At 60.7% G+C, this 15,808-nt stretch carries 16 protein-coding genes; 7 read left to right on the top strand and 9 right to left on the bottom strand.

Going from position 1 to position 15,808, the window contains the following annotated elements; all coding sequences use genetic code 11:
• Positions 1-59: 59 nt before the first annotated feature.
• Positions 60-1,193 carry an alkane 1-monooxygenase gene (locus tag V1475_RS03120; RefSeq protein WP_479411581.1) on the bottom strand — a complete coding sequence of 378 codons (1,134 nt, stop codon included), beginning with the start codon at positions 1,191-1,193 and terminating at the stop codon, positions 60-62.
• Between the two features lie 39 nt (positions 1,194-1,232).
• On the bottom strand, positions 1,233-2,282 hold the full coding sequence (gene mutY / locus V1475_RS03115; protein WP_479411580.1) for an A/G-specific adenine glycosylase: 1,050 nt from the start codon (positions 2,280-2,282) through the stop codon (positions 1,233-1,235).
• A 114-nt stretch (positions 2,283-2,396) separates the two neighbouring features.
• Here mutY and V1475_RS03110 point away from each other — a divergent pair, with 114 nt between their 5' ends.
• Together V1475_RS03110 and V1475_RS03105 are read left to right on the top strand one after the other, a co-directional pair.
• A complete protein-coding gene (locus tag V1475_RS03110) occupies positions 2,397-2,933 on the top strand; it encodes a DUF721 domain-containing protein (protein ID WP_434289932.1) in 537 nt (178 codons plus the stop codon).
• Positions 2,930-3,667 (top strand): DsbA family protein, encoded by a 738-nt coding sequence (locus V1475_RS03105; RefSeq protein WP_434289933.1) that lies wholly within the window; start codon positions 2,930-2,932, stop codon positions 3,665-3,667. The genes V1475_RS03110 and V1475_RS03105 overlap by 4 nt, the downstream gene beginning before the upstream one ends.
• A gap of 3 nt (positions 3,668-3,670) precedes the next feature.
• On the opposite strand, the gene lpxK is transcribed toward V1475_RS03105, so the two are convergent.
• Genes lpxK through V1475_RS03090 form a run of 3 tightly spaced genes read right to left on the bottom strand, consistent with a single transcriptional unit; the run spans position 3,671 to position 6,210 of the window.
• Positions 3,671-4,660, bottom strand: a complete 990-nt coding sequence (lpxK, locus tag V1475_RS03100) for a tetraacyldisaccharide 4'-kinase (RefSeq protein ID WP_479411579.1) — start codon at positions 4,658-4,660, stop codon at positions 3,671-3,673.
• Positions 4,657-5,952 carry a 3-deoxy-D-manno-octulosonic acid transferase gene (locus tag V1475_RS03095; protein ID WP_479411578.1) on the bottom strand — a complete coding sequence of 432 codons (1,296 nt, stop codon included), beginning with the start codon at positions 5,950-5,952 and terminating at the stop codon, positions 4,657-4,659. Before V1475_RS03095 ends, lpxK begins: the two co-directional genes overlap by 4 nt.
• Positions 5,953-5,964: 12 nt before the next feature.
• A complete protein-coding gene (locus V1475_RS03090) occupies positions 5,965-6,210 on the bottom strand; it encodes a DUF4170 domain-containing protein (RefSeq protein WP_434289936.1) in 246 nt (81 codons plus the stop codon).
• 160 nt (positions 6,211-6,370) lie between these two features.
• Here V1475_RS03090 and V1475_RS03085 point away from each other — a divergent pair, with 160 nt between their 5' ends.
• Both V1475_RS03085 and V1475_RS03080 read left to right on the top strand, forming a co-directional pair.
• Positions 6,371-7,174 (top strand): HAD-IIB family hydrolase, encoded by an 804-nt coding sequence (locus V1475_RS03085; RefSeq protein WP_479411577.1) that lies wholly within the window; start codon positions 6,371-6,373, stop codon positions 7,172-7,174.
• A gap of 3 nt (positions 7,175-7,177) precedes the next feature.
• Positions 7,178-8,398 carry a glycosyltransferase family protein gene (locus V1475_RS03080; protein ID WP_479411576.1) on the top strand — a complete coding sequence of 407 codons (1,221 nt, stop codon included), beginning with the start codon at positions 7,178-7,180 and terminating at the stop codon, positions 8,396-8,398.
• A gap of 3 nt (positions 8,399-8,401) precedes the next feature.
• Here the strand turns inward: V1475_RS03080 and V1475_RS03075 are convergent, their stop codons facing one another.
• From V1475_RS03075 to V1475_RS03065, 3 genes are all read right to left on the bottom strand, one after another.
• On the bottom strand, positions 8,402-9,193 hold the full coding sequence (locus V1475_RS03075) for a 3'(2'),5'-bisphosphate nucleotidase CysQ (RefSeq protein WP_434289939.1): 792 nt from the start codon (positions 9,191-9,193) through the stop codon (positions 8,402-8,404).
• Positions 9,180-10,523 (bottom strand): TldD/PmbA family protein, encoded by a 1,344-nt coding sequence (locus V1475_RS03070; protein WP_479411575.1) that lies wholly within the window; start codon positions 10,521-10,523, stop codon positions 9,180-9,182. The genes V1475_RS03075 and V1475_RS03070 overlap by 14 nt, the downstream gene beginning before the upstream one ends.
• A 92-nt stretch (positions 10,524-10,615) precedes the next feature.
• A complete protein-coding gene (locus tag V1475_RS03065; RefSeq protein ID WP_479411574.1) occupies positions 10,616-12,160 on the bottom strand; it encodes a hypothetical protein in 1,545 nt (514 codons plus the stop codon).
• A gap of 113 nt (positions 12,161-12,273) precedes the next feature.
• On the opposite strand from V1475_RS03065, the gene V1475_RS03060 reads away from it, so the two are divergent.
• Genes V1475_RS03060 through V1475_RS03050 form a run of 3 tightly spaced genes read left to right on the top strand, consistent with a single transcriptional unit; the run spans position 12,274 to position 14,815 of the window.
• Complete coding sequence (locus V1475_RS03060; protein WP_479411573.1) at positions 12,274-13,029, top strand: SDR family oxidoreductase; 756 nt, start codon at positions 12,274-12,276, stop codon at positions 13,027-13,029.
• A complete protein-coding gene (locus V1475_RS03055) occupies positions 13,026-13,640 on the top strand; it encodes an enoyl-CoA hydratase/isomerase family protein (RefSeq protein WP_479411572.1) in 615 nt (204 codons plus the stop codon). Before V1475_RS03060 ends, V1475_RS03055 begins: the two co-directional genes overlap by 4 nt.
• On the top strand, positions 13,637-14,815 hold the full coding sequence (locus V1475_RS03050; protein ID WP_479411571.1) for a TIGR03862 family flavoprotein: 1,179 nt from the start codon (positions 13,637-13,639) through the stop codon (positions 14,813-14,815). Before V1475_RS03055 ends, V1475_RS03050 begins: the two co-directional genes overlap by 4 nt.
• Here the strand turns inward: V1475_RS03050 and V1475_RS03045 are convergent.
• Positions 14,799-15,797 (bottom strand): LLM class flavin-dependent oxidoreductase, encoded by a 999-nt coding sequence (locus V1475_RS03045; protein ID WP_479411570.1) that lies wholly within the window; start codon positions 15,795-15,797, stop codon positions 14,799-14,801. The genes V1475_RS03050 and V1475_RS03045 overlap by 17 nt on opposite strands.
• Between the last annotated feature and the right edge of the window lie 11 nt (positions 15,798-15,808).

Raw genomic sequence — 15,808 nt, 5'->3', positions numbered from 1 at the left:
CTGACTACGCGGCACCACCTTGGCCCCGCTGTGTCTGCGCAGCGGGGCTTTTTTTGCGCTTAGAGCCGGGGCAGAGGGTTGGTGCCGTTCTTGTAAGGCTCCCAGTCCTCGAAGGTTTCGAGGTCTGGGTAATACTGGCTACGCCATTGTTTTACCTTGGGATTCATCATCCTCCGCCACAGCGGCGGCACCATCGCGACCACCCCCATGACGGTGTAGCCATAGGGCAGTTGCGGCGCCTCGGTCTCGTCGTAAGTCTGCAAAAGCGGAAACCGGCGGTCGGGCTTGTAATGGTGATCGGAATGGCGTTGAAGATTGATCAAAAGCCAGTTCGTCGCCATATGCGCCGCATTCCAACTATGATGCGGTTTCACATGCTCATACTTCCCATCCCCCAGATGCCGCCGGGTGAGCCCGTAATGTTCGACGTAATTGGTCAGCTCGAGCTGCCATATCGCCACTAAAGCCTGCCAGATAAAGAGAAAAAATCCAGTTGTGCCACCGATCAGAGTGGCAAGGATCAGCATCAGAATCTGCAAGGTCCAATAGCGGAAATGCGGGTTTTTCGGGTTCCAGACGGACAATCCCCTGCGCGCCAGCATCGCCTTTTCCGCCTCCCATGCAGACCGCGGGCACTCCCAGAGAACGCGCAGGAAATAACGATGAAACCCTTCGTTATAAAGCGCCGTGACCGCATCGCGCCGGGTGCCGACGTGCTTGTGGTGGACGAGCAGATGTTCGGTCCGGAAATGCGAGTAAAGAACTGAAGCCAAAAGCAAATCCCCAAGCCATCGCTCCATGTTGTTGCGCTGATGGCAAAGCTCATGGGCATAAACCATGCCCGTTGTGCCGGAAGAAACGCCAAGACCGAAGAACAGCACGATGGTTTCAAGCGTCGAGAGATGATCCGTATGGGTCACGAACCAGATCAGCGCAAAGATGTTTACGAATTGCACCGGGAACCAGACGATGGTGATGGCGCGATACCAAAAAAGCTCGTTTTCCGGTGTGTTCGGATCTGCACTCTCGGTGTTCAGGCCGAGAATTCCGTCGAGAAACCCGAACATGTACCACGCATAAAGCGGCACGATGATCACGGTCCAGCCACCCACAAATGCGCCAAGCCAGATGAAGGGAATGAGCGTCAGCGACAGCCAAAACGGCAATGCGTTGCGAAAACGGATTTCGGCCATGTTCACGGGGTGATCTCCCTCGGTCGCCTTACGAATGGCTCAAGTTTCAAGGCTGAGATGTGCGAGGTCAAACGCCTTTCGCATCACCGTTGGCAAATCCGAGGGTTGAAAGGCGTTATTCCCCTTCAAAATGCAGGTTTCGGGCGGATTTGTCACATGAGAGGCGGCATGAACCCTCAGGATCAGATGGAAATGAGTGAAGGTATGCCGTACCTCGCCGAGGTCCTGCCAGTTGCCGGGAAAAGGCGGAGCGGGCGGGTGCGCCTCCTGCCATTCCGTGCCGGGCCAACCCATCATACCGCCCAGAAGCCCCTTTTCGGGTCGCTTTTCCAACACCCATTCGCCCGCTTCCGTGCGTCCGACATAGGCATGCCCGTGCCGGGTAGGTTTCGGCTTTTTGGAAGTTTTTTGCGGGAATCGAGCCTGATCTCCGACGCGACGAGCCTCGCAACTGGTCGTCAGAGGACAGATGCCACAGCTCGGAAATTTCGGGGTACAGATCGTTGCCCCCAGATCCATCATGGCCTGAGCGTAATCTCCTGGACGGTTTCGCGGTGTGAGCGTCTCCGCAAGTTCCGTGAGTTCGGGCTTGGCGGCGGGCAGAGGCGTTTCGACCCGAAACAGGCGCGAAACCACCCGTTCGACATTGCCGTCCACCACAGTTTCCGGCAGGTCGAAGGCGATGGAGGCGATCGCCGCCGAGGTATAGGGACCGACGCCGGGCAGGGACTGCAATGCGATCCGAGTTTTGGGGAAAATGCCACTGAAGTCGTCTCGGATCATCCGCGCGCATTTCAACAAATTGCGCGCGCGGGCATAATACCCAAGCCCCGCCCATTCACCCATGACACGCTCGTCTTCGGCATCGGCGAGATTTACCACCGTGGGCCAGAGCGTTGTAAAACGTTCGAAATAGGATTTGACCGCCGCAACAGTGGTTTGTTGCAACATGATCTCCGACATCCAGACCCGGTAGGGATCGGGCGTGACACCGGTAGCTCTCTCCGCAGGCGATATGCGCCAAGGGAGCACCCGCGCATGGGTGTCGTACCAATCGAGAAGCGCCTTTGCGGTGTTTTCGTGTTTCATCCCGTCACGCAATGTTTAGGTCCTGTCATCCGCTTTCTTCTGGCGCCCTGCGCGCGCACCTCTAAAATAGACGGAAGACAGGCAGACACCAGCCCGGGAAATCAAAGGACAAGCATGACGAGCGCGCAGACAGAGGCCAGAAGACGCAAGCGGGGGTTCGAACGTACCTCCGGTCTTTTGCAGACGCGCATTCGCGAGGCGTCCGAGGCGCGGGGCTTTTCCGAATCCCGACTTCTGACCCATTGGGAAGAGATCGTCGGGGAGGCTACTGCGGCGATGTCGCGCCCTGTCAAAGTCTCCTACGCCAAGGGTGGTTTCGGGGCGGTGCTGACGCTTTTGACGACGGGTGCATTTGCGCCAATGGTTCAGGCCGAACTGCCGAAAATCCGGGATCGGGTGAATGCCGTTTACGGGTATAACGCGATCAGCCGCATCCATGTGACACAAACCGCGCCGACGGGGTTTTCCGAAGGGCGTGTTGCATTTCATGGTCCTAAACCCAAACAGAAACCGGAAATCACGCCGGAAACCAAGGCCGAGGCTCGTGTCCTGTCGGAGGGAGTCCATGATGAGGCTTTGCGTCAGGCACTCGAAAAATTCGCCGGAACATTCCTGACCCGGCAGCACAACAAACCGAAGGAAGAGAAATGAACCGCCGCACATTCATGATCACGACCGCTCTCGCGACGCTGGGCGCGGGGCTTCTGCCCTCTGCCGTTACCTCCTTTCTGGTGACACCGGCGCAGGCCGAGGACATGCCGGACACCTCTGAAATTTTCGATCTGACACTTGGCGACAAGGATGCACCGCTGGAAGTGATCGAATACGCCTCTTACACCTGTCCGCATTGTGCGAACTTCCATTCTCAGGTCTTCGAGCCTCTCAAGAAAGATTACATCGACACGGGCAAGGTGCGTTTCATCTACCGCGAAGTGTATTTCGACAAATTCGGCCTCTGGGCGTCCATGGTGGCGCGCTGCGGTGGCGAGATGCGCTATTTCGGTGTGCAGAAAATGCTCTATGACGAACAGAGCGACTGGATTGCCGGTGGCAAGGATACGATGCAGATCGTGGAGAATCTGCGCAAGATCGGCAAACGGGCCGGGCTTACGGATGAGAATCTCGATGCTTGTTTGAACGATGGCGATATGGCTGAAAAGCTTTACGCGAAATTCACGGCTGAAGTCGCGGAATACGATATCAATGCAACTCCGACGCTGGTGATCGGCGGCGAGCGGTTCTCCAATATGAGTTATGACAAGCTGAAAGAAGTTCTCGATGCGAAGCTCGAAGGCACGGCAGTTCCCGAGGATGCGATGACCCCGGAAGAGGCCCAAAACAAAGCCATTGTGGACGGGCTCGTCGAGACTTTGGGCAAAGACTAAGCATCAGAGGTCAAGCGCCTCAAGACGGGCGTCGATCTCTGACCAATCCGGGATTTCAAGCCTTACAGGCAGAGTCACAACCTTCATGCGAAAGGCGCGGGGCAGACGCACCGCGTCTTTTTCTGTTGTGACCATCTGGGCGCCAAGGGCCAGAGCTTCGATCTCCAGACGTTTCATCAAAGGCACAGAAAGGGGCTGGTGATCTTTGAGCGCCTCGGTTCGAAGAAGGTTGGCGCCAAGCCCCGACAGCGTTTGAAAGAACTTCTCGGGATGTCCGATCCCGGCAAAAGCGAAGACGTTTTGCCCCGCCCATTCGAGGCCAGTGGGCAAAGGTTTCAGTACGGCCTTCACACATGAAATAGAGACCAATCCAGCCCAATTCGTGTCAAAACGATCCTGCGCGCGGGTGTCTCCGATCGAGATCAAAACATCGCCGCGCACCATGCCCGTCTGGATGGGTTCGCGCAGGGGGCCGGCGGGGATCACCCGTCCGTTGCCGAAACCGCGCCACGCGTCGACTACGATAAGGGTCAGATCCTTTTCGACCGAAGGGTTTTGCATCCCGTCGTCGAGCAGGATGACATCCGCTCCCTCGGTCTCCGCCATCCGAACACCGGCGGCGCGGTCCTTGGCGACCCAGACAGGGGTAAAGGCGGCAATCAAAAGCGGTTCGTCGCCGACCTCATTGGCGTCGTGCTTGCGCTCATCGACGCGCACCGGACCTTCGAGCCGCCCGCCGTAACCGCGGGAGACGACGTGCGGCGTGTGGCCCCGTGCGATCAGCCGTTGCACAAGGGCGATGGTGGTCGGCGTTTTGCCGGTGCCGCCCGCGTTGATATTGCCGATACAGATCACCGGCACGCTGGCCTTGTAGCCGGTTCGTGCGACGCGTTTGGCGGTCGCGCGAGCATAAAAAGCCGAAAGCGGGGAGAGGAGGCGCGCCTGCCAGCCGGGGGCGTCTTTTGGATTGGACCAGAACAGTGGCGCTTTCATCGGGGGCGTCTTTCGTGAAGATCGAGAATGTCCTGCACGAGGGCAGAGACCCGATCCGTGACCTCTGCACCGGTTGAGGCAATCTCCCAAGCGGCGGCGGCCATCAGGGCGGCCTGATCCGGGGACATCAATCGCCCGAGCTCCTCGCCGAGCTCATGCCCGTCGCGGACCTGACGCGTGGCGTTGCCGGTGGCGAGACGGGCATAGGCCGTGGCGTGACTGTCGACATGGGGACCATGCAGAATGGCCGATCCCATGGCAGCGGCCGGATAGGGGTCTATGCCGCCAAAGGGCACAAGGGAGCGCCCGAGAAAGCTTACCGGGGCAAGGCGATGCCAAAGCCCGTCCTGATTTGCGGATGAGGCAGTCAGGACGGCGAGTTGCAGGGCTTCTGAGATGTCTTCATCCGGGCCAAGAGCCATGGCGTTCAGCCCGGCGTCTTCACATTGCGCAAGCACGCCGTCAAGCGTCGCAGGATCGGACAGTGACATCACCAAGAGCAACCGATGCGCACGTCGCAATGCGCTTTTGTGTGCCCTGAGCACGTTGCTCAGCTCCGACAGTTCCACCTGTGCCGCGAACCAACAGGGCCGCGTGCCGATGTCTGCGGACCGGCGCGACAGGGTTTCATCATCGATGATTGGCGCGATGCCGCCTTCCTCGAGAAATCCAAGACGCTCGATCTGCGTTGCGTCAAGACCGGCTCGCCGCCACAAACCAAGGCTTTCCGAGGAGGCCGTGATCGCATGATCGAAACATTTCAAAACCGAGTTGCGCAGGCCGGGAACCGGCGTGGGCAGGTCAAGCGTGCTCGGGCTGTGCGGCGCTTCGATCGAGAGGCAGGGCACGCCGTCGTCATGTGCGGCGCGCAACAGCGTCGGACGGAACCGGCCACCGATCCAGATCAGCCCGTCGGGGCGCCAATGGGACAGGAAACGCCGCACGATGGCGCTTTCATCCTCAGGAGCATCGGTAAAGATCGCCCCGTCCGGCCTCTGACCGTTCGGGGGATGCACTCCGGGGCTCATGGTGATGACACCGACAAGATCGGGGCGATCCTCGGCGATCCGGGCAAAAAGTTCGACCGCCGGGCCGAGCGCGAACTGGGTCGCGGCATGCAGCCACAACACTTCGCCGCGAGGGCGGGACGGCAAATCGAGAGCCAGTCGCGCATCCCGCGCCTGGCGAGTCAGCGTGCCTTCGGACAAGAGGCGGTCCAGACGTTCGGTGTGACGCCGTTCGGACCGTCCGTTCAGGCCGGAGTAGAGCAGAAAGGGAAGGGGTCGGGCCATCTGGGCCTGCCGTTACGCTCCGAACTCTTCGGTCGGGGAGGTGTGTTTCTCCTCGTCGCGAAGGCGATGCAGATGGGCGATGAAATAGCGCATATGAGCGTTGTCCACGGTGCGTTGGGCCTCTGCTTTCCAGGCGGAATGCGCGGTCTCGTAATTCGGGAAAATCCCAACGATGTGAATATCATCCACGTTGCGGAATACGGTTTTGGACGGATCGACAAGTTCGCCGCCGAACACGAGGTGCAGTCTTTGTGCCATGGAATATCTCCCGGATGTGATGAGGCGCACCCTAGTCCAATCAGAATGGGGGTCAAGCGGCCTCGAAGGTCTGCCTAATTCTTGGGCGTTTTCTTGCGGGGATACGGGATTTTTCGCATTGGCGGTTTCCCTTATCTGCCTCAAAGGTCATCATATCGTCATGACGACGGACTTTACCGCTCCCCGCCTGATCGTGTTTTCCGATCTGGACGGCACGCTGCTCGATCATGGCAGCTATTCCTGGGCCCCCGCAAAACCGGCTTTGCTCCGGATGCGCGCATTGGGTGTCCCGCTGGTTCTGGCAAGCTCCAAAACCGCTTTCGAGATCGCCGATCTTCGGCGTGAGATGGGGTTTTCCGATTGCCCGGCCATTGTCGAGAACGGCGCAGGGATTCTGCCGCCGGGGGAGGAGGTGCCGACGGATCGCAGCGCTCATGTCGCTCTCTTGAACGCTCTTGCGGAATTGCCCGCCGATCTGCGCGCCTGTTTCACCGGATTTTCCGACTGGAGCGTGGCGGAGGTTGCGGAGAACACGGGTTTGCCTTTGGCACAGGCAAGGCTTGCGGCGCAGCGACAGTTTTCCGAACCGGGGCTTTGGTCCGGTACACCGGAGGCGCAACAGGATTTCGAGACGATTCTGGCCGAAAAGGGCATCGCTGCGCGGCAGGGCGGGCGTTATCTCACCCTGTCTTTTGGCGCGACCAAAGCGGACCGCATGGCCGACATTGTCGCGCGCTATGATCCCCGTCCGGTCACCATGGCTTTGGGCGATGCGCCCAATGATGTCGAGATGATCGAGACAGCCGATTTTGGCTCTGTCGTTATGAATTCATACGGGCCGGGTATCCCGCCCCTTGCGGGAGAGGCTGAGGGTCGGATCATGCGCACGAACGTGCCCGGGCCGGAAGGTTGGAACATTGCGGTGCTCGAACGCATTGCGCAAGACTACAAAGAGAAAGGCTGACAAATGGCTGATTTTCATCAGGGCGGTCATGTGGCGACGCTGCACAACCTGCGTATCAATTCCGAAGAGGATCTGAGCCGGGAGCTCAACGCCTTTGCCTCGTCTCGCAAGATCACGCTGATCCTGCCGTCGCTGTTTTCCGAACTGGAAGGCGAGGCACTGCCCAATATCATCGACGAGTTGAACAAGGTGGATTTCATCCATCGCATCGTGATCGGCCTCGATCGTGCCACCGAGGAGCAATATCGCTACGCGCGCAAATTCTTTTCCCGGCTGAGGGCCGATCATGTCGTGCTCTGGAACGACGGGCCGCGGCTTCGGGCGGTGGATGCGCGTCTTAAGGAGCTTGAACTGTCTCCTTCCGAGCCCGGCAAGGGGCGCAACGTGTGGTTCTGTCTCGGCTATACGATCTCGCGTGCCGACAGTGCTGTGGTGGCCGTACATGACTGCGATGTCGTGACCTATTCGGCGGGGATGCTGGCGCGACTGGTCTATCCGGTGGCCAACCCGACCTTTCCCTATCAGATGTCCAAAGGGTTCTATCCCCGTGTCGCCGATGGCAAGCTGAACGGGCGGGTGACACGGCTTTTGGTGACGCCGATGATCCATGCGCTCTCGAAGGTTTTGGGCCCGCAGGCCTTCCTCGATTTCCTCGCCGATTTCCGCTATCCGCTCGCCGGTGAATTCGCCATGCGGACCTCAATCCTGCCCGATATGCGCATCCCGTCCGACTGGGGGCTTGAGATCGGGCTATTGTCCGAGGCCTGGCGCAACCTGAGCCCGCGCGCGGTTTGCCAAGTCGAGATTTCCGACCGCTACGATCACAAACATCAGGACCTTTCTCAGGAGGATGCCACCACCGGCCTGTCGCGCATGTCGGTCGACATTTGCAAGGCGCTCTATCGCAAGCTCGCCGCCGATGGCACGGTGTTTTCCGAAGAGATCTTCCGCTCGATCAAAGCCACCTATTATCGCGGTGCACTCGATCTCATCGAGACCTATTTCAACGATGCGCGGATGAACGGGCTGCATGTCGACCGCCATGTCGAAGAACAGGCCGTCGAGCTTTTCGCGAACAACATCATTCAGGCGGGCAACGTGTTTCTGGAAAACCCGATGGAGACGCCGTTTATCCCGAACTGGTCCCGCGTCCATGCCGCCGATCCGGATATCATCGCGGCCATGGCGCGGGCCGTGGCCGAGGATATGGACGACTACAAATAGTCGCTATTTGAGGCGTGCGAGGATCGCCTGCGCCAATTGCGGGCATCCCGCCACCATGCCGTCGAGCTGCGGCACGGGTTGGTTGAACACGGGGCGTTGACCGAGCAGGTCTGTGACCTGGCCCCCGGCTTCCGACAGGATCAGAGTGCCGGCCGCCACGTCCCATTCCCATGTTTTGCGAAAGGTGAACATCGCGTCATAGCGACCCTGCGCCACAAGCGTCAGGCGGTAGGCGAGCGAGGGGCGATATTTATGAATGAATTTCGGGGTGCCACCGCGCCAATGTTCGTCCTCCAAATGCTGACGCGGTGCAAGAACCGTGGCCCCGTCGAGATCGCAGCGTGTGCCGGCCATCATCGGGGCGTCATTGAGATAGGCCCCTTCGCCTTTGACGGCATGAAACAACCGGTCCCGCAGCGGCAGGTAGACAACAGCTGCGATCACCTCGCCCTCTTCGGCAATGGCCAGAGAATGCGCCCAGTTGCGGTCGCCATGGATAAAGCTGCGCGTGCCGTCGATCGGATCGACGATGAACACGCGCTTGCGACCAAGCCGTTCTGACGTGGTGTCGACGGTTTCTTCCGACAGCCAGCCATAGTCCGGGCGTTCCGACAGCAGATATTCGTGCAGCATCCGGTCCACGGCCAGATCGGCCTCGGTCACCGGGCCTTGCCCGCCGCCTTTGTCCCAGACCTGCGGGTCCGCCTGCCAATAGGGGCTGGCGATCTCACCCGCGTTGCGCGCGGCCTCGATCAGCAGCTCCAGATCGTCTGTCACGGTGTCAATCTCCGGCAAGTGTCATGCCTTCGACCACCAACGAAGGCACGACACGGCTCAAATGCAGACGCGCGTCATTGGCGGGGACCAGCGTCATCAGCATCTCGCGCAGATTGCCCGCGATAGTGCATTCGTTGACTGGATAGGCGATCTCGCCGTTTTCGACCCAGAACCCGCTCGCCCCCCGCGAATAATCGCCGGTGGTCGGGTTGATCGACGCGCCGATCATGCCGGTGACCAAAAGCCCGGTGCCCATGTCGTGGAGCAACTCTTCGCGGCTTTTGTCGCCTTGCGTCAGAGCCACATTCCCCGAAGAGGGCGACGGCGGGGACGATACGCCCCGCGCCGCATTTGCCGTGCTCTCAAGCCCGAGTTTGCGCGCTGAGGCAAGGTCCAGAACCCAGCTCTGCAAGACGCCATCTTGCACTAAGGCGCGTTTCGAGGTCGCAAGCCCCTCGGCGTCGAAAAGCTTCGATCCGGAGGTGCGCGGGCGGTGCGGATCTTCGATCAGGGATAGTCCCTTGGGCAGCACATCCGTCCCCATCTCATCGCGCAGCCAGCTTGCGCCGCGGGCAATCGCAGTGCCGTTGATCGCGGCCAGAAGATGGCCCACGAGCGATGCGGAAATCCGTTCGTCGAACAAAACCGGATAGGTGCCGGTCTTGGGTTTCTTCGCGCCGATACGTGCAAGAGTGCGTTCGGCGGCGAGACGCCCGATCTCTTCGGGCGAGAGCAGATCCGCTCCGAAAATCCGGCTGTCGCCATAGTAATCGCGTTCCATCCCGGTGCCTTCGCCTGCAATGGCGACGGTCGAGATCATCCGGTCGGTGCGGGTGTAGCCTCCCGAGAACCCGTTGGTTGCCGCGAGATGGATGCGACGTTTGCCATAGGCGGCGGAGCTTTCCACCTTGGTGATCCCGCTCTGCGCCAATGCCGCAGCTTCGGCGCGCAGAGCATCGTCTTTCAAAGCTTCGGGAGAAGGTTCGTCGGAAGGATCGAACATTTCGAGCGCGGAGATGTCGGTCAGATCGGTGATTTGCGACGGATCGGCAAGCCCGGCGGTCGGGTCCTCGGGCGCCAGACGCGCCATGGTCACCGCGCGCTCGGCCATGGTGGCAAGCGTTTCGGGCCGGGTGTCGGAGGCAGAGACACAGGCCTGACGCCGCCCGATCAACACCCGCAGACCGATGTCGACGCCCTCGGAGCGCTCCGCCTGCTCGAGTGCGCCCTGACGCACGCCAATGGACAGCGAGGTGCCGTCAATCGCCAGAGCATCGGCGGCCTCGGCCCCGGCCTTTTTCGCGGCTTCAAGAAGCGCCCGGGTCAGTTCCGAAAGATCTCCTGCCATGGCGTGCCTCCATTGTTCGCGCTTTCCATCTCTTAGATGCAATTAGGCCGCTTGCGCGCGTCACGCAAGCGGCCCGCCGTCTTTCTGGTGTCTCAGAACGGCAGCGGCTGGCCGTTGGCGATGATTGCACCGTCTTCGGTCATCTCGATCTCGGACACCAACTCACCCGGTGTTGCACCCGGACGGGCAAACAGGCCAAGCATCATCTGCGCCGACATGGCGGTGTCCGGCGGCAGGATGCCGGTGGAGGAGAGCTTGGTGATCAGATCGGTTACGCCGTTCAGCGTCAGGTTCAGCTTGCCGGCAAAGGGCGGCATGCCGCCGGGCATCTGAGGCTCCTGATCGAGGAAATGCCCCGCACCATTCCCCGCCACGCTCGCACCGGCAAGTGCGAGGTAAATTTCCGGCAGGGCAAGGTTTTTCACCTCGAAGGGCATCTCTTCGACGCCCTCTTCCTCGAGCGCCATCAGGGTCTCGAAATCGAACAGGTCGACGTCGCTGTTCAGGGTGCCCTCGAAGGCCAGGCGCAGGTTTGCCGGATCGTGCGGAAGCTGGCCGGTCGGATCGGCGATCATCCAGGCGATCTCCGGCAGGACGAGGTCCTTGAACCCGATCTTGGCGCTGAATGGCTGGTCCTCTTCGGAGGCGGCCAGCGGGAACAGCAACGCTACGGAATATTCTGCCAAGGAGACGGCGACCTGCCCACCGGGGATTTGCGCACCGGCGACGGTGACATCGAGATCGCCAACCGCGACATCATAGCCGATCGAGCCGCCTTTGAGCGTGACGTCCAGATTGGACGCGCCGGTCGCGGCCCGGATGTCCATGTTCGAAGACGGTTCCTCCCCGGTGATTTTCACGAAGGAGGAGCTGTCCGTCATCGTCATGGCGACATCCATGGTGCTTTGGCCGAGCAAAGTCGCGATCATGTTGTCACTGCTCGCCTGGGGCAGAAGGATCGAGCCCTTGATCGCAAGCGTATTGCCGATCAGGCCCATATCTATGGTGCTGCCTTCGCCGTCGTCGATCTGGTCCACGTCATAGGTCAGCGTTGCGGCCGTCAGGTCCATGTCGGAGGACAGACTGTCGCCCTTGCGGACCACGGTGGAAGTGCCGGAAATGCCAGCGAATTTTCCGGTCACCCCGGGCTGGACCGTCATGCCATCGACCACCACCGGTTCGGAGGACATCGTCATCGCGGCATCCTCTAGGGTGTAGAGCATATCGTCGGGGGAGCCGGACACGATGGCCTCGCCGATATAGGTCACGGTGGAGCGGGTCTCGACGGTGTCGCCTTCCTCCGTGCCGGGCTCGGTCGGTGCGGTCATGACCGAAGTCAGCGGTTCGGGGAACCACATGGCGACCGTGCCGCGGCGACGTTCCTGGAACCGGATTTCGGGTACGGTGGTGGTGTCCGAGACCGAGGCCTCGCCCATGTCGATGTTCATGCTGTAGACCATGTTGCGCACGACAAGAGTGTCGCCGTCACGGCTCACTTCGGCTGTGGGGGTCATGCCCATGCTGGTCATCATGTCCTGATAAGACGCCCAGACCTCCTCAGGTGTGACATCGGCAAAAACAGGACTTGCGGTGAGGCAAGTCGTGGCGAGCGCGGAGGCCCAGAACATGGAACGCATGATAAATCTCCTCAAACAGTTGCGCCCACAGTTTCCTGCTTTGCCTGAGGGGTCAAGACTGGAACCCGGTGAGTTCACGGCATAAACTCCCCTGAAACGAGGGAGGTTGGATCATGTCGCAACTGATGGGGAAGACCGCTTTGATCACCGGGGCAAGCCGGGGGATCGGTGAGGCGACCGCACGGCTCTTTGCCGCCGAAGGGGCGAACGTCGCGCTGATCGCGCGCAGTGCTACCGATATTGCACGGATTTCTGGAGAACTCGGGCCAAAGGCCTTGGCCGTGCCTTGCGATATTTCCTCCTTCGCCGAACTCGATCAGGCGGTGACAAAGGTCGAGGAGCATCTCGGCCCGATCGACATTCTGGTCAACAACGCCGGTGTGATCGACCCGATCGGCGCGCTCGCCGAGGTTGATCCGGACGATTGGTCGCGCCTCATCGACATCAATGTCAAAGGTGTGTTCTACGCCATGCGTCGGATCGTGCCGGAGATGGTGGCGCGGGGCGGCGGCACTGTCCTGACAGTTTCTTCCGGGGCTGGGCATCGGCCAATCGAGGGTTGGAGCGCTTATTGCAGCTCGAAAGCCGGGGCGGCGATGTTGACCGCGATGCTGGATCTCGAAGAGCGCGACCATGGCATTCGCGCCATGGGGCTGTCTCCGGGCACGGTTGCGACCCAGATGCAGCGGGAGATCAAGGCCTCCGGCATAAATCCCGTGAGCAAACTCGACTGGTCCGATCACATTCCGCCGGACTGGCCAGCGCGCGCGCTTTTGTGGATGTGCGGGGCTGAGGCCGACGCGCATTTGGGCGAGGAATTACAACTGCGGGACGAAGCGTTCCGCCGCCAACTTGGATTGATCGCATGATAGACCTGACCCGTGACGGCGCGCTTTGGACTGTGACCCTGAACCGGCCTGAAAAGGCCAATTCCCTGACCTCTGCCATGTTGTCCGATCTGATCGGGATCGCGCAGGAGGCACGAAGCGCGGCGAAGGTGTTCGTGCTCACGGGGGCTGGCAAGGTGTTTTCCGCAGGCGCCGACCTCGACGAGGCGCGGGCGGGGCTTGCCACGTCTCCGTTGTGGGAGGACCTGTCCGGGGCGATTGCCGGTTTGCCTTGTCTTACGATTGCGGCGCTTAATGGCACCTTGGCGGGCGGGGCCTTTGGTATGGCCTTGGCCTGTGATTTCAGACTCGCCGATCCGGGAGCCAAATTCTTTTACCCAGTGATGAAGCTCGGTTTCCTGCCACAGCCGTCGGACCCGAAACGCATGGTGACGCTGATCGGACCGGCACGGGCCAAGATGATTCTGATGGCGGGGCAAAAGATCACCGCCGATGAAGCCCTGTCCTGGGGCTTGGTGGACCGTCTGGTGCCCGCCGCCGATCAAGGAGCCGCCATCGCTGACCTGTCAGAGGCTCCGCTGGCCGCCTCCCCCGATCACATCGCAAAAATCAAAGCGCTGATCCGCCAGTGACCCGGGCGACAGAACAGGTCGACGCTCTGGTCGTCGGCGCGGGGCCTGCCGGTCTTATGGCGGCGGAGGTGATCTCTGCCGCCGGGCATTCCGTCATGGTGGCGGAGGCGAAACCCTCGCCCGCGCGCAAATTTCTTATGGCCGGGAAGTCGGGCCTCAACCTGACCAAGAACGAGCCGATGGTGCCTTTCCTGAACGCTTATGCGCCGCTGCATCCGAGCCTTTGCGCCGCGCTTGAGGCGTTTGGTCCGCAAGAGGCGACCGCTTGGGCCGAGGGGCTCGGCCAAGAGATGTTTACCGGTTCGTCTGGCCGGGTGTTTCCCAAGACGATGAAAGCGTCCCCTTTGTTGCGGGCCTGGCTTACACGCTTGGAGGCGCAGGGCGTTTCTTTGAAGCGCAACTGGCGCATGGTGAGCCTAGGGGATGCCGTGGAGTTCGAGACGCCGCAGGGGGGCGTTTCCGTTCATGCCAAAACCGTCATTCTCGCCCTTGGCGGCGCAAGTTGGGCCAGATTAGGCTCGAATGGAGCTTGGGTCGACATGGTGTCTCCCTATGCCGAAATTGCGCCTTTCTCGCCTTCGAATGTCGGGCTTTTGCTTGAATGGACGCCTTACATGGCGCGTCATTTCGGTAAGCCCGTTAAGGGGGTAAAGCTGACTGCGGGGCGATATGAAAGCCGTGGGGAATTCGTGATTTCAAAACGCGGTCTTGAAGGCGGCGGCGTTTATGCGGTGACGCGCGGGTTGCGCGAGGGGGCGCCATTGCTGCTCGATCTTTTGCCGGATTGGGGGAATGAGAAATTAAAACAGACCCTAATCCAGCGAAAACAGAAAGAAACCCTGACGAATTTTCTCAAACGTGCGCTGCGTCTCTCACCGGAAAAAATCGCGCTTGTGATGGAGGTGGCGGGACCACAGCCCGCTGATCTTGTGAGTGCGCTGAAGGCGCTCGAGATCCCTGATGCCCGGCTGCGCCCGATGGACGAGGCCATCTCGACCGCCGGTGGCGTACGCTTTGAAAGCCTGTCAGAAAGGCTCGAATCCAGCACAAGACCGGGTTTGTTCTTTGCCGGAGAGATGCTCGATTGGGATGCCCCGACAGGCGGCTATCTTTTGACCGCCTGTCTCGCGACCGGGCGTCTGGCCGGGCAGGGTGCACTTACACGCCTTTCATGACCTCGGAGGCGATCTCGAAAGAACGCAGCCGTTTTTGAGCGTCGTGAATGTTGGCGGCAAAGATCACTTCCTGCGGCTGGTAGCGGTCGATCAGCGCGCCGATCTTGTCTTTGACCATTTCCTTCGTGCCGGTGGCGGAAACCGCAAAAATCGCATCGAGCGAGGGCAGGAACCGGGCGGGCACGACGGAGGCAATATCCTCGACCGGGCGCGGCAGTTTGCCGGGTCTGCCCATGCGCAGATTGGCGAAGGTTTGCATCATGGACGAGCGCAGATAGACCGCTTCCTCGACGGTTTCTGCGGCAAACACATTGGTGGCGAGCATAAAATAGGGCTTGTCGAGATATTCGGAGGGGCGGAAGAGATCGCGATAGATCTTCACCGCATGATCCAGAGCGGCGGGGGCGAAATGCGAGGCAAACGCATAGGGCAGGCCCAGAAGTGCCGCCAGTTCCGCACCATAGGTCGAGGAGCCCAGCATCCAGACCGGCACATGGGTGCCCGTGCCGGGAAAGGCGCGCACAGGGGCGTCCTCGGGCATGTCGCCGAGATAGGCCATCAGCTCCTGCACATCTTGTGGGAAGGTTTCGCCATTGGCGTGACCCGGCATGAGGTTGCGCCGGAGCGCGCGCGCCGTCGGCATATCCGTCCCGGGGGCGCGCCCGACGCCGAGGTCGATCCGATCTCCGTAAAGCTCGCGCAGGGTGCCGAAGGCTTCGGCCACCTGCAAAGGCGCGTGGTTCGGCAACATGATCCCGCCCGCACCGATCCGCATCCGTGTCGTATGCGCCCCGATATGCCCGATCACCACGGCGGTCGCTGCCGAAGCGATCCCCGGCATGTTGTGATGCTCGGCCAGCCAGTAGCGATTATACCCCCAGTCCTCGGCATGTTGCGCCAGATCGACGGAGTTCTTCAGCGCCTGTGCGGTGGAAACGCCTTCGGGGACGGGGGAAAGATCGAGAAGGGAATAGGGGATCATGTGCGGCTCCT

This window comes from Celeribacter sp. SCSIO 80838, assembly GCF_056498065.1.
Note: the sequence above shows the minus strand (reverse complement) of the source record. Positions and strands in the feature narration are given on the sequence as shown.